This window comes from Xanthomonas hortorum pv. cynarae (assembly GCF_002939985.1).
GTDB classification, from domain to species: Bacteria; Pseudomonadota; Gammaproteobacteria; order Xanthomonadales; family Xanthomonadaceae; genus Xanthomonas; species Xanthomonas hortorum_D.
The window spans coordinates 1-21,034 of the sequence record NZ_MDFM01000031.1; the positions used below are offsets into that span (position 1 = coordinate 1).

Consider the following 21,034-nt stretch of genomic DNA (forward strand, 5'->3'; position numbering starts at 1 on the left):
TTGGCCGGTTTGCACTTTGTCGTCTTCACGATCCTGATGCTTGGAAATGCAGCCGCTCTATTTCAAAGTTCATAACACGCTCTAATCAGATCCTTGCCACAAAGATCATCCTAGATTTTCGGCGTGTCCTTGCGGAGACGAAGAAGAAATACGCGAAGATCAGGGTTGCGCAGTTGTCTGACTGCGCTTTTCTTTGGTCGTCAGACGCCAAGACAGTCTCCAAGGCTGGGAAGTTTCTGATGAGAGAGGCAGCTTCGAGGGGTCTTCTTTGCAGGGGCGGCCTAGCGTATGGCGATATTCATGAGCCTAACAAGCTCAACCAATCTCTCGGCGCGTTTGTTGTTGGTGATGCAGTGACTCGTGCTGCAAATAGCGAGTCAATGGGCAAAGGCATGCGCGTTTTCACAGATGCGGAAACGGTCCATCACTTTTCTGAAAGCTGCCAGCACGAGGTGTTCAAGGAGCTTAAGAACTCGCTGACAGGAGAGATCGTTGACGAGTGGAGTTGGTACGCGCTGTCCAGAGAGGAACTGGGTGCGGACAAATCAACTATGGCCGCTGCGCTGCTGAAGCTTGCGACCTGTCACGCCACTCTTCGGTACTCGCCGAAACTTGCATGGAGTGCGACAACCACTGAAGGTCTTCGTCAAATTTCGTGTTCCATTGCTGCCGTATCGGATCACATGTACGAGTTATCGGGCGGGCGTAGTGATTTCGGGTTCACAGTTGACGGACTTATGCAGTCCGACATGAAGCGTTCGGATAAAACCGTAAGGATTGTCAGCAAAGATTTTGCACGCGAACTCGTAGCCGCAAGGAGCCTCAGACGCACTAAGAGCAAGAAGGGCTGACACCTCGTTGCCGCGGATCTGTGGTCTTGGAATACGGGCGGCGCCCGCGCAGTCTTGCATTGCTGGCCTGAATAGTGCAGGCCATCCGCTACATCGGCCAGCTGGAGGTAGCTTGCGGCAGATTCTTCGAACGACAGCTCTCGTGTCGGGCCATGCGCTGCTTACTCATCGATCAGGTATCAGTGAGCATGGGCATAGGTCAGCGACATATGCGGGTATCGCCCACCTACCTCATAGTAAAGCTGCCTACTTCTGTGTCCGTAAACCTTCTAGATAGTCAGCCCAAGCCTGCATCATCTTTCGGCGCTCGGTGAGATGAGCTGTGCGGTTGTATGCCCTGCCATTTGGGTCACGCACAGCGTGTGCGAGCTGATGTTCGATGTAGTCGGGGCGGAAGCCAAGCACCTCATCCAAGATCGTACGAGCCATTGCGCGAAACCCGTGACCAGTCATCGTCTTTGAGTCGAACCCCATCCGCCTCAGGGCGGAATTAATAGTGTTATCGCTCATCGGCCTGCCTTTTCCATGAAGGCTAGGAAATACGAACTCGCTGCTCCTGGTAATAGGCTGAAGCTCACGAAGGATTTCGACTGCTTGCGAGGCAAGCGGGACAATATGTGGAGTACCTGTCTTGGACGCGACGTACCGCCACTCTCTTGCAGCAAGATCGATATTTTTCCATTTGGCGGTTCGCAATTCGCCAGGTCGCGCGAAGACCAGGGGCGCAAGCTTGAGAGCGGCGCATACAACCGGGCTTCCTTCGTATCCCCACAAGGCCCGTAGCAGGGGCGCCACGGCAGTCGGCTCGGTCAAACTGGCGAAATTTTGCACCTTTGGGGTCTCTAGCGCGCCAAAAAGATCGGAGGCCGGGTCGCGCTCAGCCTTGCCCACGGTGATGGCGTAGCGAAACACCATGCTGGCAATACTTCGAGCGCGATGTGCCGTCTCGATGGCACCACGCATTTCTATCTTGCGCAGAACCGCCAGAAGTTCCGGTGCAGATATCTCAGCGATAGGCCTATGACCGAGGTAGGGGTTGAGGTCCTTTTCGACGATCCTGCCATTGCGCTTCATCGTCAGGGCGGAATTCTTCTTGGCATGTAGCTCCAGAAGCTCCGCAGCGACAACCGCAAAGCTGAGCTGGGACCGGTCAACGCCAACCAGCCTGTCGAGCCTTCTCTTCTCCCCTGGGTCGATGCCTGACCGAATGACTTTCCGTGCCTCCAGATGCTGCGCTCGCGCCTCTGCCAGGCTGACCTCTGGGTAGACCCCTAGTGCCAAGCGTTTCTCCTTTCCGCCGAATCGATACTTCCATCGCCAGAGCTTGGCGCCTTTCGGTGAGATCTCGACGTACAGGCCGCCGCCATCGAACAGCCTCACCGGCTTGATAGCGGGCTTTGCACTACGTATTGCAGCATCACTTAGGGGCATGGGGGCATCCGTATCCGTGCTGGGGGCTGATGCCCCCATTTATGCCCCCGATCAGCCTGGATTTCAATGGATCATGGCGGACCTAGCAGGACCTTCAGACAACAAAAAACCCCTGATTTCTCAGGGGTTCTGGACTTTCTTGGATGTCCCTGGAGGGTTCATCTGGTGCGCCCGGAGGGATTCGAACCCCCGACCAATGGCTTCGGAAGCCACTACTCTATCCGGCTGAGCTACGAGCGCCTGGCCGCGCATTATGCCAGAACAGGCGCCCAGGTGACGGCCTGGAGGGGTCCAGCCAGTGGGAAACGGCCGGAGCACGCGGCGCTGGCCCGGCCAGCGGCCATGCCGGCCCATCTTCGCCCAGACCATTGGCTCATGGCCGCGCCACGCACGGCGCGCATCGGCGGCAGGGCTCGACCACCGGCCAGCGCATGACCGCATCCAAGCCGCGCTGCTACCCTTTGCGGTATGAGCAAGCATGGTGTCGAACACGTGCCCGTTGCGGCCGCGCTGACCTGGCCGCAGCGACTGGGCCAGTACTGGAAGTTGATCCGCGGCGATCGCCCGATCGGCAGCCTGTTGCTGCTGTGGCCCACCTGGTGGGCGCTGTGGCTGGCTGCCGATGGCCTGCCGCCGTTATGGACGCTGTGCGTGTTCACCGCCGGGGTCTGGCTGACCCGCTCGGCCGGTTGCGTGATCAACGACTACGCCGACCGCTGGCTGGACCCGCACGTGGAGCGCACCAAGTCGCGTCCGCTGGCCACCGGTGCGGTATCCGGGCGCGAGGCGCTGTGGGTGTTCGTGGTGCTGATGCTGGTGGCGTTCGCGCTGGTGCTCACGCTCAACTGGCTGACCGTGGCGCTGAGCGTGCCCGGCGTGTTCCTGGCCGCCAGCTATCCCTATCTCAAGCGCCACACCCACCTGCCCCAGGTCTATCTGGGCATGGCCTTCGGCTGGGGCATCCCGATGGCCTTCGCTGCAGTGCAAGGCAGCGTGCCACTGCTGGCCTGGCTGCTGTACGCGGCCAACATTCTGTGGGCCACCGCATACGACACCTGGTACGCCATGGTCGACCGCGAAGACGACATCCGCATCGGCAGCAAGTCGACCGCCATCCTGTTCGGCGAGTTCGATCTGGTTGCACAAGGCGTGCTGTATGCATTGATGTTCGCGGCCCTGGTGCTGGTGGGCCTACGTGCCGGACTCGCTACCGCTTACTGGGCCGGGCTGGGCATCGCCGCGCTGCTGGTGGCCTACGAATTCCGCATCGCCCGCCACCGCGAACGCGGCCCCTGCTTCCGCGCCTTCCTGCACAACAACTGGGTAGGCCTGGCGATCTTCGTCGGCATCGCCGCGGCGCTGGCATTGCGCTGACGCGAAACGGCTTGGCGCCACTTGTCAGGTGCCTGCTTCGGTGGGAGGCGACAGCGCGACCGGGAATCGGCTACTCGGCTCGGTCAGACATCCTGTCTGACTCGCCGCCGCGGCACATCCCTGTGCCGCTCTCCGCCAATCCCCGGTCACGCTGTCGCTTCGGCAGGTCATTTTCATGACTTAGGTGGGCTCGCGACTTGATGACCAGTCGCATCAAACAGTGCGGGCGAAGCCTCACGGTGCAGGCTACAACGCGTAAGCCAAGCCTCACGGCACCCGCGCGCATACCCACGCATCCACCCGCTGCACACCCGCGCGCCGCAAGGCCTGCGCCGCCGCATGCAGCGTGGCACCGGTCGTCATCACGTCGTCCACCAACGCCACATGCGCTGGCAACACGCCGCGCGCCACGAACGCATCCCGCACATTGCGTTGGCGTTCGTCCGCATCCAGCTCCGATTGCGGTGCGGTCTCCCGCACGCGGCGCAATAACGGCAGGCAGGGCAACCGCAGCACGCGGCCAATCGGTTTGGCCAGCTCCAACGCCTGGTCGTAGCCGCGCTGGCGCAGGCGCTGCCGATGCAGGCTCACCGGCACCAGCGCCTGTGGGCGCGGCAAGTCCGCACAGCGCTTGGCCATCAACTCACTGAGCAAGCGCCCGGCCGGTAGATCCTGATGAAACTTGAAACGCCGCAGCAAGCCATCCACCGGCCAGCGATAGGTGAAGCACGCATGCACGCGCTGCAGCGGTGGCGGGTGCTGCAGGCAGTGTCCGCATCGCAGCGCCCCATCGGAAACATATAACTGCGTCGCGCAACACAGGCAGGCGTGGCCGTGATCCGGCAGGGCGGCGCGGCATGCCGGGCACAGATCGCAATCGGCAGTGCCGGCCTCTGCACAGACCAGGCACACGCTCGGCAGCAGCAACCGCAACACCCGTTGCGGCCACCTGTAAACCGAGCGCACCCCATCGAAGTTGACAGCCTCTTGCATGCTCACCAGACTGCCTGCCTTCCAAGCCGCTGACTGTCAGGAAACCCCGATGTCTGTTGTCGTACGCCATGACTGGGATCGCAAAGAGCTGCAGGCGCTGTTCGATCTGCCGTTTCCGGAGCTGCTGCACCGCGCCGCCAGCGTGCATCGCGAACACTTCGATCCGGCGGAAGTACAGGTCTCCACGCTGTTGTCGGTCAAGACCGGCGGCTGCCCGGAAGACTGCGCGTACTGCCCGCAGGCGCAGCGCTACGACACCGGCGTGACCGCGCAGAAGCTGATGGAGACCGAAGAAGTCGTCGCCAAGGCGCGGCAGGCCAAGGCCGCCGGCGCCTCGCGCTTCTGCATGGGCGCGGCCTGGCGCTCGCCCAAGGAGCGCGACATCCCCAAGGTCGCGGCGATGATCCGCGAGGTCAAAGCAATGGGCCTGGAGACCTGCGCCACGCTCGGCATGCTCGACGCCGGCCAGGCGCGCGCGCTCAAGGACGCCGGGCTGGACTACTACAACCACAATCTGGACACCGCGCCGGATTACTACGATTCCATCATCCACACCCGCCAGTACCAGGACCGCCTGAACACCCTGGAGCACGTGCGCGATGTGGGCCTGAAGACCTGCTGCGGCGGCATCGTCGGCATGGGCGAAACCCGCGAGCACCGCGTCGGCTTGCTGCTGGCGCTGGCCACGCTGCCGTCGCATCCGGATTCGGTGCCGATCAACCAACTAGTGCAGGTCGCCGGCACGCCGTTGCATGGCACCCAGCAACTGGACCCGTTCGAGTTCGTGCGCATGATCGCGGTCGCCCGCATCGCCATGCCCAAGTCGATGGTGCGCCTGTCTGCAGGCCGCGAAGCGATGAGCGACGAACTGCAGGCGCTGTGTTTCCTGGCCGGTGCCAATTCGATCTTCTACGGCGAAAAACTGCTGACCACCGGCAACCCGGATACCGAACGCGACCAGGCCCTGTTTCAGCGTCTGGGCCTGCGCCCGATGCAGATCACCGTCGACGCCGCCGACCACGACCACCCCGGCACCGTGCATGCGGACATCACCCGCGACGCGGCCTGCGAACACGCCGCGTAACCGGAAATCCTTCGCCCGGCACCGATCGTCGGTGCCGGCTGGGCGCGCTGAGCTGCGCACGCTACGCTAGCGGCCCTTCCCGCCGTTGAACGACTCCATGGCTCGCCCCGATCTGCACGAACGGATTTCGTCGCTGCGCAAGTTGCGTGTGGCCCAGGAACGGGTCCGGGTGCGGCGCCAGGTGGGCCGCCGCGATGGCGTGCGTCTGGAAATCGATGGCCGCTGGCTGACCGGTTTTTGCTCCAACGACTATCTGGGTCTGTCGCAGCAGTTCGAAGTGGTCGCCGCGTTGCAGGACGCCGCCGCGCGCGATGGTGCCGGCGCCACCGCCTCGCATCTGATCTGCGGCCACCACACCGCGCATGAAACGCTCGAACGCGAGATCGCCGACTGGCTCGGCTATCCCTCGGCGCTGTTGTTCGGCAGCGGCTTCATCGCCAATCTGGCGGTACAGCAGGCCTTGCTCAGCGAAGAAGACGATGTCTGCGTGCAGGACCGGCTCAATCACGCCAGCCTGCTCGATGCCACACGCCTGGCCGGCTGCCGGCTGCGGCGGTATCCGCATCTGGATGTGGAAGGTGCGATGCGTCAGCTCAAGGGCGCACCCGAGGGCGCGGCGATGCTGGCCAGCGATGGCGTTTTCAGCATGGATGGTGACGTTGCGCCGCTGCGTGCATTGAGTCTGGTCGCGCGCATGCAGGAAGCGCTGTTCTACGTCGACGATGCGCATGGCGTGGGCGTGCTCGGCCCGCAAGGGCGCGGTTGCGTTGCCGATGCGGGGCTTGGCGTGGCCGAAGTCCCGCTGCAATTGGTGACCCTGGGCAAGGCGCTCGGTGGCTATGGCGCGGTGGTGGTCGGCGACGAAGCGCTGGTGCGCCATCTGGCCGAAACCGCGCGCCCGTACATCTACACCACCGCGCTGCCGCCGGCACAGGTCGCCGCGACCCTGGCGGCCGTGCGCCTGGCGCGGCGCGACGACTGGCGGCGGGCGCGGCTGACCGAATTGATCGGCAGTTTTCGCGATGGCGCGCGCCGGTATGGCTTCGAACTGATGGCCTCCGATACACCGATCCAGCCCTTGCTGTGCGGCGAAGAATCCACGGTGATGGCGATGTCCGCTGCGCTGGAACAGGCCGGCTTTCTGATCGGTGCGATCCGCCCGCCCACCGTGCCCGAAGGCAAGGCGCGCTTGCGCATCACCCTATCTGCATTGCACACGCCACAACAGGTGCAGACGTTGATCGAAGCCCTGGTGCAGGCCCGCGATGTGGTGAGCCGGCAACCGCTGCGCGCCTCCGCCTGAGGGCGGCGATCGAAACGGCGGCACATTAGCGGGACCGCGCAACCGGTGCTCGAGCTAGTAGCATGGACCGCCTAACCATTGCAGCACTGAGCACGCAGTCCACGCCGAGCTGACACATGCTGGATCACTGGTGCTGGTGCTGGTGCTGGTGCTGGCGCGGACATGCGCGCACGTACTGGCTCGCACCCAGGATCAATGCGCCACGCGCAAGCTTCATGCACCGACTCAAGACTCACCGCTCCTCCCGCGCGGATCTGTGCACGCCGATCCGTGCCGATCGGCGACAATGCGCGCATGCATATCGACGTCATCGGCCACGGGCCTGCGCTGGTTCTTCTGCACGGTTGGGCGCTGCACGGCGGCGTGTTTGCGCCACTGGTGGAGCGACTGGCGCCGCACTATCAACTGCATCTGGTAGATCTGCCCGGGCACGGTTTCAGCCGCGACGACAGCACGCCATTGGCGCTGCCGTACGTGGTCGCCGCAATCGCTGCGGCAACGCCGCCGGCAGTGTGGATCGGCTGGTCGTTGGGCGGCTTGTTCGCGCTGCATGCCGCCGCCACCCAACCGCAGGTACGCGGGCTGGCGATGATCGCGGCCACGCCGCGCTTCGTGAAAGGCTCCGATTGGAGCGACGCGGTCGAACGCGAGGTGTTCGCGCAATTCGGCCAGGACTTGTCGCGCGATTATCGCGGCACCCTGGAGCGCTTTCTGGCGCTGGACACGCTGGGCTCGGCGCATGCCCGCGCCGAGCTGCGCAGCCTGCGCGAGACGCTGGTTGCGCGCGGCGAGCCAGCCGCCGACGCCTTGCAACAAGGCCTGAGCCTGCTGGAACGCACCGACCTGCGCCGCGCGCTGCCGCACTTGGCCCGCCCCAGCCTGTGGATTGCCGGCCAACGCGATCGCCTGGTTCCGGCAGCCGGCATGCACGCGGCTGCGGCGCTGGCCCCGCACGCGCAAGCACTCACCATCGCCGGCGGCGGACACGCGCCATTTCTCGGCCACGCCGATCAAGTGAGCGAGGCGCTGCAACGCTTCGTTGCGTCCGTGCCGTGAGCGGATCGCCGATCATGCCAACTCACTGATCGAGGGAGCAGCGCATGGACTTGGGCATCGCCGGACGTTGGGCACTGGTCTGCGCCGCCAGCAAAGGCTTGGGGCTGGGCTGCGCACACGCGCTCGCCAGCGAAGGCGTCAACGTGGTGATCGTCGCGCGCGGCCGCGATGCCTTGACGCAGGCCGCCGATGCGTTGCGCGCACTGCCAGGTGCCGGCGAGGTGCGCAGCGTGGTGGCCGATATCGCCACGCCGCAAGGACGCACCGATGCGCTTGCCGCTTGCCCGCAGGTCGACATCCTGATCAACAACGCCGGCGGCCCGCCGCCAGGCGATTTTCGGCAGTGGGAGCGCGAGGACTGGTTGCGCGCACTGGATGCCAACATGCTGGCGCCGATCGAACTGATCCGCGCCAGCGTCGATGCAATGCGCGCACGGCGCTTCGGCCGCATCGTCAACATCACCTCCAGCGCAGTGAAGGCGCCGATCGACATCCTGGGCCTGTCCAACGGCGCGCGTGCCGGCCTCACCGGCTTCGTCGCCGGGCTGGCGCGCAGCACGGTCGCCGATAACGTCACCATCAACAATCTGCTGCCCGGCCAGTTCGCCACCGACCGGCTGCGCGGCAACTTCGCCGCGATCGCGCAACAGCAAGGCGGCACCGCCGAGGACGTCGCCGAGCGCAAGCGCGCGGGCATCCCGGCCGGGCGCTTCGGCGAGCCGGACGAATTCGGCGCGGCCTGCGCATTCCTGTGCGGCGCGCAGGCCGGCTACATCACCGGGCAGAACCTGCTGATCGACGGCGGCAGCTACCCGGGCACGTTCTAGAGCGCGTTGGCCATGCGGAAGTTGTGGCGACCGCAGCGGACGTCGCGGTTGTTTTCGGCCACGACCCGGCTTGTCGAAACACAGTGCCGGTCCGTTGCGGTCGCCACGCAGTCGCTGGCAGAGCGACCGCTTGCAGAGCTCTCCAGGCCGATTGCCACGCCACACCACACATCGATTCCCTCCGCCGCGCGCAGCGGCGACAATAGCCCCGCAATGAACAGTACCTTCGACCCCCGCCACGTCCGGCGCGCCTTTGCGCGTGCCGCCAGCAGCTATGCCGCCGCCGCCGCACTGCAGCGCGAAGCAGAGACGCGCCTGCTCGAATCGCTCGACTACTTTGACGACCAGTTGCCCAAGGTGGTGCTGGATGTCGGCGCCGGCCCCGGCCATGCCAGCGGCGCGATCAAGAAACGCTGGCCCAAGGCGCAGGTGATCGCCCTGGATCAGGCCATGCCGATGCTGCGCCAGGCGCGCAAGGCCGCGGGCTGGTGGAAACCGTTCGCACAGGTCTGCGCCGATGCGCGCGCCTTGCCGGTGGCCGACGGCAGCGTGGATGTGATCTTCAGCAATCTGTGCCTGCAATGGGTGGAAGACCTGCCGGCGGTGTTCGCCGGCTTCCGCCGCGCGCTGCGACCGGGCGGGCTGTTGCTGTGCTCCACCTTCGGCCCGGAAACGCTGATCGAACTGCGCGAAGCCTTCGCCCAGGCCGACCCGGCCCCGCACGTCAGCCGCTTCCCTCCGATCGCGCAGTTCGGCGATGCCTTGTTGATGTCCGGCTTCCGCGACCCGGTGCTGGACCGCGACCTGTTCACGCTGACCTACAGCGACCTGCCCGCCCTGATGCGCGAATTGCGGGCGATGGGCGCCACCAACGCGCTCAGCGATCGCCGCGCCACCCTGACCGGACGCGGCCGCTTCGCCGCCGCCAGCGCCGCGTACGAGTCGTTACGGCGGCCCGACGGCACCTTGCCCAGCTCCTGGGAAGTGATCTACGCGCACGCCTGGGCACCGGCACCGGGCGCGCCCATCCGCGAACAAGGGCACGACATCGCCAGCGTACCGTTGGCCTCGATCCCGATCCGCCGCCGCATCGACTGAGCGGCGGTACAGATCGCTGGCCGCAATGCAGCTGCTGCCGGTGAGACACACAATCTTGGGCCGATGCCAATGCCGACCTGTCAGGCTCGGCGGCGACACCCGGTAGAATTCAGTCGTTAACGGCCGCATGTTCCTGTGACGGCTCACCTTGTTCAACGCTCCAACCAGAGTGGCTGGCAAAACGTGGCAAGCAGTCGTCGGGTGCGTGCAGACGGCGCGGAGGAACCGGTGTGTACGTGTGCAGTACATGCAGGTTCCGAGCACCGGCGGCGCCCGGCTGCTGCATCGTCGTTTTGATCCCCGCTCTTGCGTTTGCGGCACCCCGCTCCCTAATTGGCCTTCTCCATGTTGAAGTGGCTCATCATCGCGCTGTTCATCGCATCGGCGCTGTACATCCATTACCGCGGTCGCGTGCGGCACCGGCTCAGCCGGCAGTTGCTGGACCATTCCACCTTCATGGCACCGATCAACACGCTGATGTATCTGTGTTCGCGGGTACCGACCACGCCCTTCATCGACCCGGGCAAGGAATTCCCTGAGCTGGCACCGTTGCGCGCCAACTGGTCGCTGATCCGCGACGAAGCGGTGGCCCTGCAGCAGATGCAGAAGATCCGCGCGGCCGACGGCTACACCGACATCGGCTTCAACTCGTTTTTTCGCCGTGGCTGGAAGCGCTTCTATCTGAAGTGGTACGGCACCGCGCACCCGTCGGCGTCCGAACTGTGCCCGCAGACCACCGCCTTGCTGAAGTCCATCCCCACGGTGAAAGCGGCGATGTTCGCCGAGTTGCCGCCGGGCAGCGAACTGCGCCCGCACCGTGACCCGTTCGCCGGGTCCATGCGTCTGCATCTGGGCCTGGCCACGCCTAACGACGATCGCTGCTTCATCGACGTCGATGGCCAGCGTCACAGCTGGCGCGATGGCGAATGGACCATGTTCGACGAAACCTACATCCACTACGCGCGCAACGACACCGACCAGGACCGCATCATCCTGTTCTGCGATATCGAGCGCCCGATGCGCTGGCGCTGGGCGGCGGCGGTGAACCGCTTCGTCGGCCGCAGCCTGCTTTCGGCCGGTGCCTCGCCCAATCAGGAAGGCGACAAGACCGGCGGCATCAACCGCGTGTTCCGCTATTTCTACGCCGGCCGCCTGAAGGCCAAGGCGCTGAAGGAACGCAACAACCCGCTGTACCAGATCCTCAAGTGGGGCATCTTTTTGCTGGTAGTGGTCGGCATCGTGTTGCTGTAGCGCCAAGACCGACCGCGTAGGAGCGCACCTGGGCGCGACCCGCATCGCCGGTAACGCCTCATCGCGCGCAAGCGCGCTCCTACATAGGCATAGGTCCGGCCGCACTACCGCACCAACCACGTAGGAGCGCACCCGGGCGCGACCAGGCATTCCCGGTAGCGCCTCATCTCGCCCAGGTGCGCTCCTACGCAGGTCTAGCCCGTGCCGGTCGATGCAATCAGCGCGAGACCTGCGCGATCCATTCCTGCAGGTTGTAGTAGTTGGTGACGCGGGTGATCTTGCCGTCGCGCACATCGAAGAACGCACCCCCCGGCAGCACGTAGGTCTGCCCGTTGGCCTCCGGCAGGCCTTCGTCGGTGGTGTGGTAGACCCCGTGCACCACGTACTCGGCGCCGACCCGGGTGCCGTCGTCGTTGGCGGTGATCACGATGTCGCGCAACTGCTCGCGGTAACTGTCGTTCATGCGCTGCAGGAAGGCGGCGAATTCCGCCCGGCCGATCTCGCGCGGCCCCTGATTGAGGTCATGCGCAACGTCGTCGGCCAGGAACGCCAACATGGCGTCCCACTCGCCGCGGTTGAATGCTTCGTAGTAGGCCTGGACCAGGCCGGTGGCGCGTTGCCGATTGCTCTCGCTCATGCTCGAACCTGCCGCTGGGAAAGCCGCATCATAGAGCGCGTCTTGCACTGCAACGTCATCGCGCGCTGCAGAGCCGGCATCAGGCGCCCTGCACCACCAGGTCGCGGTGGAAGTAATAGACCTCCTGCAGCAGGAAGCGCCAGCTGGTGTGGAAGCTGCGAAAGCGCGTGCTGGGGGTGGACGAGGCCAGCGCATCCACGCCCAGCTCCTGGCTCAGCCGCAGCGCGCGCGCCATGTGCAGCGGGTCGCTGACGATGATGGCCCGGTGCATGCCGTGACGCTCCATCAGCGCGCGCGCCTGCTGCAGGTTCTGCCGGGTGGTGCGTGATTCGGTTTCGATCACGATCGCTTCCGGCGGGATGCCGTGACGCAGCGCATAGCGCCGAGCGACCTGCGACTCGGCAAAGCGTGCGCCATTGCCGAAGCCGCCGGTGAACAACAGCCGCGGCGCATAGCCCTGCGCGTAGAGATCCAGCGCATGCCGGATGCGCTCTTCGAACACCGGCGAAGGCCGCGCGTCGTAGGCGGCCGCGCCCAGCACGATGATCACATCGGCCGGCGCGGCCTGGTCGCGGTCGCCGATCCACACGATCCAGCCCGCCACGCCCACCAGCCAGATCGCCGCCAGCATGCACAACCGCCAGCCCCAGCCCCACAGGCCGAGCCCGCGCGAGCGCCTGCTCACGCCGCGGCCCATGGCAGCGCGTCCAGATCGACATTGCCGCCGGACAGGATCAGCCCCACACGGCGCCCGGCAAAGCGCGCCGGGTCGCCCAGCACCGCAGCCAGCGCAATCGCCGAGGACGGCTCCACGACTTGTTTGAGGATCTGCCAGATCAGCCGCATCGCCTGCACCACCGCGGCATCGTCCACGGTGATCACCTGCGCGCCGGCCGCCTGCAACAGCGCGAAATTCGGCGCCCCCAGGGTGCCGCGCAAGCCGTCGCAAATGGTGTCGGGGACAAAATCGACCAGGCGCTCGCCTGCCGCCAGCGAGCGCGCGGTGTCGGCCGCGCCGCTGGGCTCGGCCAGCACCAGTGCGCAACCCGGCGCGGCCTGCAGCGCCAAGGCCGCACCGGCAGCCAGCCCGCCGCCGCCGACCGGCGCCACCAACACGTCCAGCCCGCCGCTCTGGTGCAACAGCTCCAGCGTGGCGGTGCCCTGTCCGGCGATCACGGCCGGGTCGGTGTAGGGATGGACCAGCGTCGCGCCGCTGCTGGCCTGCACTTCCGCGCACAGCTGCTCGCGCGCGGCGATAGTCGGCGCGCAGCGCCACAGCGTGGCGCCGTGCCGGGAAATATTGGCCAACTTGGCGGCCACCGCACCCTCCGGCACCACTACATGGCAACCGATGCCACGGGTGCGCGCGGCCAGCGCCAAGGCGGCGCCGTGGTTGCCGGACGAATGCGTGACCACGCCGCGCGCGGCCAGCTCCTCGGGCAACGACCACACCGCATTGCAGGCGCCACGGAACTTGAACGCACCGCTGCGCTGCAGATGTTCGGCCTTGAAGAACAGCTGCGCGCCGCAGAGCGCATCCAGGCTGTGCGAGGTCAGCAACGGTGTCGGCGCGCACTGCGGCGCGATGCGCGCAGCGGCTTGCAGGACGTCGGAATGGGCAAGAGAAACCGTCTCGATCATGCCTGCAAGATTAACGTATCCCCCACTCTTCACGGTTGCGCGCACAATTCCCGCGCATGCTGGATCGATGAAAAAGCGCCACATAGCGACACAGTTAAGGACCGATTCAATGCATCGGTTCGAAAGTGGGACCATGGTTGCAGGAGGGCACCATCCATGAAATTCCGTCTGATCTTCGCCGCCGGGCTACTGGCTCTGAGCGGCTGCGCGACTTACGACTACACCGGCGGTGGGTCGGGCGGCTATTACCGTGGCGCTCCGGCCGTACAGTATCGCTACCCGCCTGGTTACTCGCCGTATTTCTACGGCAATCCGTACGGCAACCCCTATGGCGCCGGTTCGATCGGGTTGTACGACTACCCGGTGTATCCGGTCTATCGCGGCGGTGGCGGCTACTACTACCGGCAGAACGATCGGCGCCCACAATACCGGCCGCCGCGCCCGAACGGCTCGTACCACAATGGCCCGCGTCCGAACGGCCCCCGCCCCAATGGCCCGCGTCCGCAGCAGCCCAATCGTCCACCGGCAACCGGCGCTCCGCCGTCGCGGCCGCCGGCACGCATCGGTGCGCCGCCTGGGGTGATTCGGCAGATTCAACGGCAGACCGCACCCCGCAATACCCGTGAGCAGATCCCCTGAGTTGCTGACTGCGACGCGGCCCACAAATGGATAGATTGGGGGCTTGCGTTCAGCCGGCACTTGGTTGCAAGCTAGGTGCTCTGTGACCCGCCACGTCATTTTTTGACCTGACGCGTTCCACTGACTGACTTATGTCGATGTCCGACAGGGAAATCTGGATCCCCCCTGTTCCGGCCCTGTCGGATATCGGCGCCTTCAATGCATAAAGCTCCGGCATGCCGGGGCTTTATGCGTTTGTCCTTCTGCTTAACCTGACAGCGTTTGACCGCATCAGCTTGGCAGAGCGCATCGGCAGCGGTGCCAACCGCAAAAAAAAATAAGGGTCGGCAGTCCCCCGACTACCGACCCCTACGCTACCCCATCGCACGCGCGGCTGGCCCCTGTTCCAATTCCAGCCTTGCGCCCATGTCGCAATGCCACGACGGGTGCATTAGGGATATCCGCACGGAACATGCCAACTTGAGTGCCACTGTTCGAAAATGTGATTAACATCACATTTTTATCGATTGAGTGACCTCAATCGCCCTTCAGCCGATAATTCTGCGGCCGCTTGTCTTCCTTCCGCTTCCTAGTCCACGCCCATGTCCGAATCCTTTTATCGCTACGACGTCATCGTGATCGGCGGCGGCCATGCCGGCACCGAGGCCGCGCTGGCCTCCGCGCGCGCCGGTGCCCGCACCTTGCTGCTGACCCACAACATCGAGACGGTGGGCGCGATGAGCTGCAACCCGGCCATCGGCGGGATCGGCAAGGGCCATCTGGTCAAGGAAATCGACGCGCTGGGCGGGGCGATGGCGCGCGCGGCAGACTTGGCCGGCATCCAGTGGCGCACCCTCAATGCCTCCAAGGGGCCGGCGGTACGCGCCACCCGCTGCCAGGCCGACCGCACTCTGTATCGCAATGCGATCCGCTGCATCGTCGAGGCGCAGCCCAACCTGACCGTGTTCCAGGCAGCAGTGGACGATCTACTCATCCACAACGGCGCAACCGAAGGCGACAGCGTGCGCGGGGTCATCACCCAGACCGGGCTGCGCTTCGAAGCGCCCGCAGTGGTGCTCACGGCCGGCACCTTCCTGGCCGGCAAGATCCATGTTGGCGAGACCCAGTACGCGGCCGGGCGCATGGGCGACCCGCCGGCCACCACGCTGGCCGCGCGCCTGCGCGAGCGGCCGTTCGCGATCGACCGGCTCAAGACCGGCACCCCTCCGCGTATCGACGGGCGCACGCTCGACTACAGCGTGATGGCCGAACAGCCGGGCGACGATCCGTTGCCGGTGATGTCGTTCATGGGCCAGCGCAGCGATCACCCGCGCCAGGTCAGCTGCTGGATCACTCACACCACCGAACAGACTCACGACATCATCCGCAGCGCGCTGCATCGCTCGCCGCTGTATTCGGGACAGATCGAAGGCATCGGCCCGCGTTACTGTCCGTCGATCGAAGACAAAGTGGTGCGCTTCGCCGAGAAGACCAGCCACCAGATCTTCGTCGAGCCCGAAGGCCTGGAGGTCACCGAGATCTATCCCAACGGCATCTCCACCTCGCTGCCGTTCGATGTGCAGCTGGCGCTGGTGCGCTCGATCCATGGCTTTGCGCAGGCGCATATCACCCGCCCCGGCTATGCGATCGAGTACGACTTCTTCGACCCGCGCGGGCTCAAGGCCTCACTGGAAACCAAGGCGGTGGGCGGGCTGTTCTTCGCCGGGCAGATCAACGGCACCACCGGTTACGAGGAAGCCGCAGCGCAAGGTTTGCTGGCCGGCCTCAATGCCGCGCGTCATGTGCAGGCCTTGCCGGCGTGGTCGCCGCGTCGCGATGAAGCGTACCTGGGCGTGCTGGTGGACGATCTGATCACCCACGGCACCACCGAGCCGTATCGCATGTTCACCAGCCGCGCCGAATACCGGCTGCAATTGCGCGAAGACAATGCCGACGCGCGCCTGACCGGCGTGGGCCGTGCGATGGGCCTGGTCGACGATGCGCGCTGGGCGCGATTTTCGTCCAAGCAGGAAGCGGTGCAGCGCGAAAGCGCGCGCCTGCAGGCACTGTGGGCAACCCCGGGCAATGCGCTGGGCCGCGAAGTGGCCCAGACCCTGGGCGTGGCGGTGAGCCGCGAGACCAACGTGCTGGATCTGATCAAGCGCCCGGAGCTCAACTACGCCGCATTGATGCGTGTGCCGACACTGGGCCCGGGCGTGGACGATACGCAGGTAGCCGAGCAGGTCGAGATCAGCGTCAAATACGCCGGTTATCTGGACCGCCAACGCGACGACATCGCGCGTCAGCAACGCCACGAAACCACGCCGATTCCAGAAGGGTTCGATTATGCCGGCGTGCGTGGCCTGTCGATCGAAGTGCAGCAGAAACTCGAACGCGTGCGCCCGCAAAGTATCGGCCAGGCGCAGCGTATTGCCGGCATGACGCCGGCGGCGATCTCGCTGCTGCTGGTGCATCTGGAACGCGCGCGGCGCAGCCAGGTGGCGTAAGGGGCTTGTGGTTAGTCGATTACGTCGCTGCTCGGCAAGCAAGTGTTCCGACGGATTCCACGATGACGTCGGTCATCCATCGCGCTGCCACTCGGTCGCCAGCGAAGGTCTCGCGTACAGCTAGATCAATCAACCAGCTGTCACTTCTCCCACAGCCACCGACAACAGTCGGTGGTGCTTGCGCGCGTGCCGGCGTGGGACCTTATGCGGCAGGGATGCCGCATAAGCGCCTACAGGGACGTACTTGCGGCGTGTCCCACGCCGGTGCGCGTGCAAGCGCCTCACTGAACCGACGCGCGAAACGTTGCCAACAGATGTCAGCATGCGATGCCATGTCGCCACGTGCGAAGCCACCGGTGCGCGCAGGCTTGCCGCTCGTCCGGCGGCCTCTAGCGGCACGGGGGAAGTTGCTATGCTCGATCAACTATGACGACTTTCTAATTCATGAACAGATCGAGTGCGATGTTGAAGGCAACTGTGCGCAGTGCCTGTGCGCTTTTAGTGCTGATGCTGGCGAACATCGCGCCGACGATGGCCAGTACCGAAGAAGATGGCCGTTACTGGTTAAGTGTGTATGCCCAGGGCAAGTTGCCGGTCGAAAATCTGTACTGGAGCATGGATATCCATCCGCGCTGGCGCGAGGAAGGCGAGCAGTTCGACCAACTGATTCTGCGCCCGGCCGTGTTTTACCGGCTCAATCCCAAAGCCAGTGTCTGGATGGGCTACGACACCATTATCAGCCACCCGGCCGGGCAATCCTCCAACCGCGAAAATCGCTGGTGGGGGCAGTTTCAATATCAGTTCGATCCAATTGCCAATATCACCATTACCAGCCGCACACGTCTGGAGCAGCGCCACCGCGAAGGTTTCAGCGATGAAGGTTACCGGGTGCGCCAGATGATCCGGGCCGTGCGCCCCAGTGCGTTGTCGCCGCAATTGTCGTGGGTGGCGTTCAACGAACTGTTCGTCAATCTCGATCAGACCGAGTGGGGCGCGCGACGCGGTCTCGACCAGAACCGCGTATTCGTCGGTATCAACTGGAAGTTCAACGCCATCTCCAATGTCGATGTCGGGTATCTGAATCAGTTCGTCAATACGCCTGCAGTGGACCGCGAAAACCACGTGCTGATGACCACCTTCCGCTTCAATTTCTAGTCACTCGCCCACCGCCCGATGGCGGGCAGCAAACGCTGGCGCAGCACCAGTGCCGCCAGCGCCAACGTCTCATCGGCGGCGCGCAGTACGCCGCCCATGTTGATGAAACCGTGGATCATGCCGGGGAAGCTGTGCAAGGTGACTTCCACGCCGGCAGCACGCAGCCGCTCGGCATAGGCGCGTCCTTCGTCGCAGAGCATGTCGCGATCGCCCACCACGACCAGTGCGGGCGCAACGCCGGCCACATCCGGCACCAGCATTGGCGAGACGCGCCAGTCCTGTGCAATGGCGGGGTCGGGCAACAGATGTCGATTGAAAAAGCGCACCGCCTCTGCGGTGAGCGGCGGCAGTCCGGCATTGTGCGATCGCGACGGGTACACGCCCGTGTCCTCGCGTGCATCGGTGAGCGGATACACCAACACCTGGCAGCGCAACGCGATCCCGGCGTCGCGCGCGGCCAGCGCTGCAACTGCGGCCATGGCGCCGCCGATGCTGTCGCCAGCAATGGCCAGGCGCTGCACATCGGCACCAACCACATGGGGCTGGGCCACCAGCCACTGCAGGGTAGCAATCACGTCTTCCACGCCGGCCGGTGCGGGGTGTTCCGGCGCCAGACGATAGTCGACCGCAAGCAGCTGACAGCCGGCACGCGCAGCCAGTTGCCGGCAGACGTCGTCATGGGAGTCCAGATCGCCCACCACACCGCCGCCGCCGTGCACGAACAGGCAGGTCGGGGCGGGGCCGGGGGCAAGCTCGGATGGTCGATACAACCGCAACCGCACCGGGCCGGTAGCGGTGTCGGCGTGCAGATCGCGTACCTGCGCCATCTCCACGCGCGGGAAGCCGAGCTGCGCGCCGAGCGCACGCATCATCGCGCGCGCACCTTCGATCGGCAGGGTGTCCATGGCCGGTTGACCGGATTGTTGAAGCTGGGCAAACAGGCGCACGACATCAGGATCAAACGACATGACAGACTCTCCACGGGGCTACCAAGGGACGAGCCTGCCAGATAGTTATGAACAATCACCATTAAATTTCATAAATAATTTCAATGGCGTTGCCTGATGGTTACCTGAGGCACGCCGCAGCGCTGCAAAACCCTTGACCGGCCTCGCATGCGGCAGCAAGAGCGGTGCCTGGCGGGCTTGTCCGACAGTCCACGCAATCAGCGTCAGCTGCTTTTTTTGCTGCGCCGCATCGCGTCTGCACGCGCTTGCATCGGCGCGCTCAGCGCGCACCGACACGTTGCCCATTAACAACGCACGCTGGCAGCGCCATGCCCGCCGCTGTCAGCATCGCGCCGCATAGGGCGCAACAGCCGCTTGCTAATCTTCGTCTTCCGCAGCCGCCTCGCGGCCTTGCTGACGAATGAGATTTTCCTGGCGTGCGTCTTCGATCGAGGCACGGATGGCGCGCACGTCGGCGCGGTGGGTGTCGAACTTGAAGCGTCCGGTCAGCACGCTGTCCGGGCGCAGCTCGCCCTTTTCGAACAGCGCCCACATCTCTTCGCCGTAGTAGGTTTCCAGCAACTCCGGCGCAAAACGGCCCAGACAATCGCGCAGGTTGTGCACGTCGCGCAGCAGCATGTCGCGCGCGGCATTGTTGCCGGCGGCGCTGACCACCTGGGGGAAGTCGATCAACACCGGGCCCTCGGGCGAGACCAGCACGTTGTATTCGGACAGATCGCCGTGCACCAGGCCCAGCGACAGCATCTTGACCACATCGCCGATCAGGCTGGTGTGGAACACGCGCGCCTGCTCCGGTTCCAGCTCCACTTCGCCCAGCCGCGGCGCGCTGTGGCCGGCTTCGTCGGTGACCAGATCCATCAGCAGCACGCCGTGGAAATAGCCGCGCGGCTTGGGCACATGCACGCTGGCATCCATCAGCTGATAGAGCACCTCGGCTTCGGTGTTCTTCCACGCGGTCTCGGCTTCGCGGCGGCCGAACTTGGTGGCCTTGCCCATCGCGCGCGCCTGGCGGCTGCCGCGCACCTTGCGGCCCTCCTGGTATTGCACGCGCGCCTGGAAGCTGCGCTGCGCCATGTCCTTGTAGACCTTCGCGCACAGGATGTCGGCGCCTGTGCTGACCACATAGACGGATGCTTCCTTGCCGCTCTTCAGTGGTCGCAACACTTCGTCGATGATGCCGTCGTCGATCAGCGGTTGCAGGCCCTTGGGGGTTTTCATGGACTAAGAGGACCGATCCGGAACAAACCAGCAGCGATTATGCGGCAAGCAGGGTGAAGCGATTACATGTCCAGGCACAAGCTGCGACCGAGGGCATGCATCGGCGTGAGCGCTTACCATGCGGGAACCTGTCCAACCTGCGACCCAATGCCCGAGCCCGCCGCCAGCCGACGCAAACGCCCCACCGCCGTGCCCGCAGTCGGGAGCGAACGCGGCCTGCCGCATGAGTTGATGCAGCAGATCGCCGCTGCCCAGGGCGACCCGGACTTCATGACCTCGCTGGGACGCGGGCTGGTGGTACTCAGCGTGTTCGCCCAGCACGCGCGCGAGGTGACGATGTCGCAGATCAGCCTGGAGACCGGCATCTCGCGCGCAGCGGTGCGGCGGGTGCTGCATACGCTGGCCAAGCTGGGCTATGTCGGCGAGCAGGGCCGCGGCTATGTGCTGCTGCCGCGCGTGTTGGGGATCGGCGGGGCATATGCGGCCTCTTCATCGATGACCGCGGCAGCGCAGCCGGTGCTGGATGGCTTGCGTGACCAGTTGCACGAATCCTGCTCGCTGGGTGTGCTGGACGGCGACGACCTGTTGTACGTGGCGCGCGCCGAGACGGTGCGCATCATGTCGATCGGGCTGCGCCCGGGCACGCGCCTGCCGGCCTACTGCACCTCGATGGGCCGGGTGCTGCTGGCCGCCCTGCCCGGCGACACCTTGCAGGCGTATCTGGAGCGCACCACGCTGCGCCCGCGCACCGACCGCACGGTGACGCAGGCATCGGCGCTGCTGGAGCTGCTGGCACGTACGCGCCGCGAAGGCATGTGCCTGACCGATCAGGAACTGGAGATCGGCCTGCGCTCGATCGCGGTGCCGGTGCGCAACCTGCGCGGCGAGGTGATCGCCGCGCTCAACATCGGCGCGCAGGCCGGACGCGTGAGCCTGCAGACGATGCAGACGCAGCTGCTGGAACCGCTGAAGCAGGCGGCGCAGCGGTTGGGGGCGTTGTTGAGTTAGGGCTTGTCGAACAC

The 21,034-nt window shown here is 65.2% G+C and carries 20 protein-coding genes, 1 tRNA gene and 1 other RNA gene; 12 read left to right on the plus strand and 10 right to left on the minus strand.

Annotation, left to right across the window (positions count from 1 at the left end; translation table 11 throughout):
• Nucleotides 1-851: hypothetical protein (locus tag XcyCFBP4188_RS22930; RefSeq protein ID WP_104592563.1), on the plus strand; the 851-nt coding region annotated here is incomplete at its 5' end.
• A 246-nt stretch (nucleotides 852-1,097) separates the two neighbouring features.
• On the opposite strand, the gene XcyCFBP4188_RS17985 is transcribed toward XcyCFBP4188_RS22930, so the two are convergent.
• Nucleotides 1,098-2,282, minus strand: a complete 1,185-nt coding sequence (locus XcyCFBP4188_RS17985) for a tyrosine-type recombinase/integrase (RefSeq protein WP_104592579.1) — start codon at nucleotides 2,280-2,282, stop codon at nucleotides 1,098-1,100.
• Between the two features lie 163 nt (nucleotides 2,283-2,445).
• Nucleotides 2,446-2,522: transfer RNA gene (locus tag XcyCFBP4188_RS17990), tRNA-Arg, on the minus strand.
• Between the two features lie 228 nt (nucleotides 2,523-2,750).
• Between XcyCFBP4188_RS17990 and ubiA the strand changes: the two genes are divergently transcribed.
• Entirely contained in the window at nucleotides 2,751-3,656 is a 906-nt protein-coding gene (ubiA, locus tag XcyCFBP4188_RS17995; protein ID WP_046931860.1) for a 4-hydroxybenzoate octaprenyltransferase, read from the plus strand.
• A gap of 267 nt (nucleotides 3,657-3,923) precedes the next feature.
• On the opposite strand, the gene XcyCFBP4188_RS18005 is transcribed toward ubiA, so the two are convergent.
• Nucleotides 3,924-4,649 (minus strand): ComF family protein, encoded by a 726-nt coding sequence (locus XcyCFBP4188_RS18005; protein ID WP_006452455.1) that lies wholly within the window; start codon nucleotides 4,647-4,649, stop codon nucleotides 3,924-3,926.
• Nucleotides 4,650-4,698: 49 nt separating this feature from the next.
• On the opposite strand from XcyCFBP4188_RS18005, the gene bioB reads away from it, so the two are divergent.
• From bioB to bioC, 5 genes are all read left to right on the plus strand, one after another.
• On the plus strand, nucleotides 4,699-5,733 hold the full coding sequence (gene bioB / locus XcyCFBP4188_RS18010) for a biotin synthase BioB (RefSeq protein WP_104592564.1): 1,035 nt from the start codon (nucleotides 4,699-4,701) through the stop codon (nucleotides 5,731-5,733).
• A 97-nt stretch (nucleotides 5,734-5,830) separates the two neighbouring features.
• The gene (bioF, locus tag XcyCFBP4188_RS18015; protein WP_006452457.1) at nucleotides 5,831-7,036 is read left to right on the plus strand and encodes an 8-amino-7-oxononanoate synthase; all 1,206 of its coding nucleotides are present in this window, start codon (nucleotides 5,831-5,833) and stop codon (nucleotides 7,034-7,036) included.
• Nucleotides 7,037-7,330: 294 nt separating this feature from the next.
• Nucleotides 7,331-8,092 (plus strand): pimeloyl-ACP methyl ester esterase BioH, encoded by a 762-nt coding sequence (gene bioH / locus XcyCFBP4188_RS18020; RefSeq protein WP_006451971.1) that lies wholly within the window; start codon nucleotides 7,331-7,333, stop codon nucleotides 8,090-8,092.
• A gap of 44 nt (nucleotides 8,093-8,136) precedes the next feature.
• The gene (locus XcyCFBP4188_RS18025; RefSeq protein ID WP_006451970.1) at nucleotides 8,137-8,919 is read left to right on the plus strand and encodes an SDR family oxidoreductase; all 783 of its coding nucleotides are present in this window, start codon (nucleotides 8,137-8,139) and stop codon (nucleotides 8,917-8,919) included.
• 213 nt (nucleotides 8,920-9,132) lie between these two features.
• Nucleotides 9,133-10,017, plus strand: coding sequence for a malonyl-ACP O-methyltransferase BioC (bioC, locus tag XcyCFBP4188_RS18030; protein ID WP_006451969.1), 885 nt, complete (start codon nucleotides 9,133-9,135; stop codon nucleotides 10,015-10,017).
• Nucleotides 10,018-10,188: 171 nt separating this feature from the next.
• Here the strand turns inward: bioC and XcyCFBP4188_RS18035 are convergent.
• A non-coding RNA gene (locus XcyCFBP4188_RS18035) (sX9 sRNA) lies at nucleotides 10,189-10,266 on the minus strand.
• 96 nt (nucleotides 10,267-10,362) lie between these two features.
• Between XcyCFBP4188_RS18035 and lpxO the strand changes: the two genes are divergently transcribed.
• On the plus strand, nucleotides 10,363-11,268 hold the full coding sequence (lpxO, locus tag XcyCFBP4188_RS18040) for a lipid A hydroxylase LpxO (protein WP_006451968.1): 906 nt from the start codon (nucleotides 10,363-10,365) through the stop codon (nucleotides 11,266-11,268).
• A 217-nt stretch (nucleotides 11,269-11,485) separates the two neighbouring features.
• Here lpxO and XcyCFBP4188_RS18045 read toward each other — a convergent pair whose 3' ends face one another.
• From XcyCFBP4188_RS18045 to XcyCFBP4188_RS18055, 3 genes are all read right to left on the minus strand, one after another.
• A complete protein-coding gene (locus tag XcyCFBP4188_RS18045) occupies nucleotides 11,486-11,905 on the minus strand; it encodes a nuclear transport factor 2 family protein (protein ID WP_006451967.1) in 420 nt (139 codons plus the stop codon).
• A 79-nt stretch (nucleotides 11,906-11,984) separates the two neighbouring features.
• Nucleotides 11,985-12,602 carry a YdcF family protein gene (locus XcyCFBP4188_RS18050; protein WP_006451966.1) on the minus strand — a complete coding sequence of 206 codons (618 nt, stop codon included), beginning with the start codon at nucleotides 12,600-12,602 and terminating at the stop codon, nucleotides 11,985-11,987.
• Entirely contained in the window at nucleotides 12,587-13,546 is a 960-nt protein-coding gene (locus XcyCFBP4188_RS18055; protein ID WP_046931859.1) for a pyridoxal-phosphate dependent enzyme, read from the minus strand. The genes XcyCFBP4188_RS18050 and XcyCFBP4188_RS18055 overlap by 16 nt, the downstream gene beginning before the upstream one ends.
• A gap of 156 nt (nucleotides 13,547-13,702) precedes the next feature.
• Between XcyCFBP4188_RS18055 and XcyCFBP4188_RS18060 the strand changes: the two genes are divergently transcribed.
• From XcyCFBP4188_RS18060 to XcyCFBP4188_RS18075, 3 genes are all read left to right on the plus strand, one after another.
• Nucleotides 13,703-14,185 (plus strand): hypothetical protein, encoded by a 483-nt coding sequence (locus tag XcyCFBP4188_RS18060; protein ID WP_043910088.1) that lies wholly within the window; start codon nucleotides 13,703-13,705, stop codon nucleotides 14,183-14,185.
• 581 nt (nucleotides 14,186-14,766) lie between these two features.
• Nucleotides 14,767-16,671, plus strand: a complete 1,905-nt coding sequence (mnmG, locus tag XcyCFBP4188_RS18065) for a tRNA uridine-5-carboxymethylaminomethyl(34) synthesis enzyme MnmG (protein ID WP_006451964.1) — start codon at nucleotides 14,767-14,769, stop codon at nucleotides 16,669-16,671.
• Nucleotides 16,672-17,115: 444 nt separating this feature from the next.
• Nucleotides 17,116-17,826: a DUF2490 domain-containing protein gene (locus XcyCFBP4188_RS18075; protein ID WP_080949638.1), complete on the plus strand. Its 711-nt coding sequence runs from the start codon at nucleotides 17,116-17,118 to the stop codon at nucleotides 17,824-17,826.
• Here XcyCFBP4188_RS18075 and XcyCFBP4188_RS18080 read toward each other — a convergent pair.
• The 3 genes from XcyCFBP4188_RS18080 to XcyCFBP4188_RS18085 all read right to left on the minus strand — a co-directional run bounded on the left by XcyCFBP4188_RS18080 (nucleotide 17,823) and on the right by XcyCFBP4188_RS18085 (nucleotide 20,012).
• A complete protein-coding gene (locus XcyCFBP4188_RS18080) occupies nucleotides 17,823-18,794 on the minus strand; it encodes an alpha/beta hydrolase (RefSeq protein WP_006451962.1) in 972 nt (323 codons plus the stop codon). The genes XcyCFBP4188_RS18075 and XcyCFBP4188_RS18080 overlap by 4 nt on opposite strands.
• 45 nt (nucleotides 18,795-18,839) lie before the next feature.
• Nucleotides 18,840-19,079 (minus strand): hypothetical protein, encoded by a 240-nt coding sequence (locus XcyCFBP4188_RS22685; RefSeq protein WP_139051610.1) that lies wholly within the window; start codon nucleotides 19,077-19,079, stop codon nucleotides 18,840-18,842.
• Between the two features lie 72 nt (nucleotides 19,080-19,151).
• Complete coding sequence (locus XcyCFBP4188_RS18085; protein ID WP_006451961.1) at nucleotides 19,152-20,012, minus strand: PA4780 family RIO1-like protein kinase; 861 nt, start codon at nucleotides 20,010-20,012, stop codon at nucleotides 19,152-19,154.
• 147 nt (nucleotides 20,013-20,159) lie between these two features.
• Here XcyCFBP4188_RS18085 and XcyCFBP4188_RS18090 point away from each other — a divergent pair, with 147 nt between their 5' ends.
• Entirely contained in the window at nucleotides 20,160-21,020 is an 861-nt protein-coding gene (locus tag XcyCFBP4188_RS18090) for an IclR family transcriptional regulator domain-containing protein (RefSeq protein WP_055828399.1), read from the plus strand.
• Nucleotides 21,021-21,034: the final 14 nt, after the last annotated feature.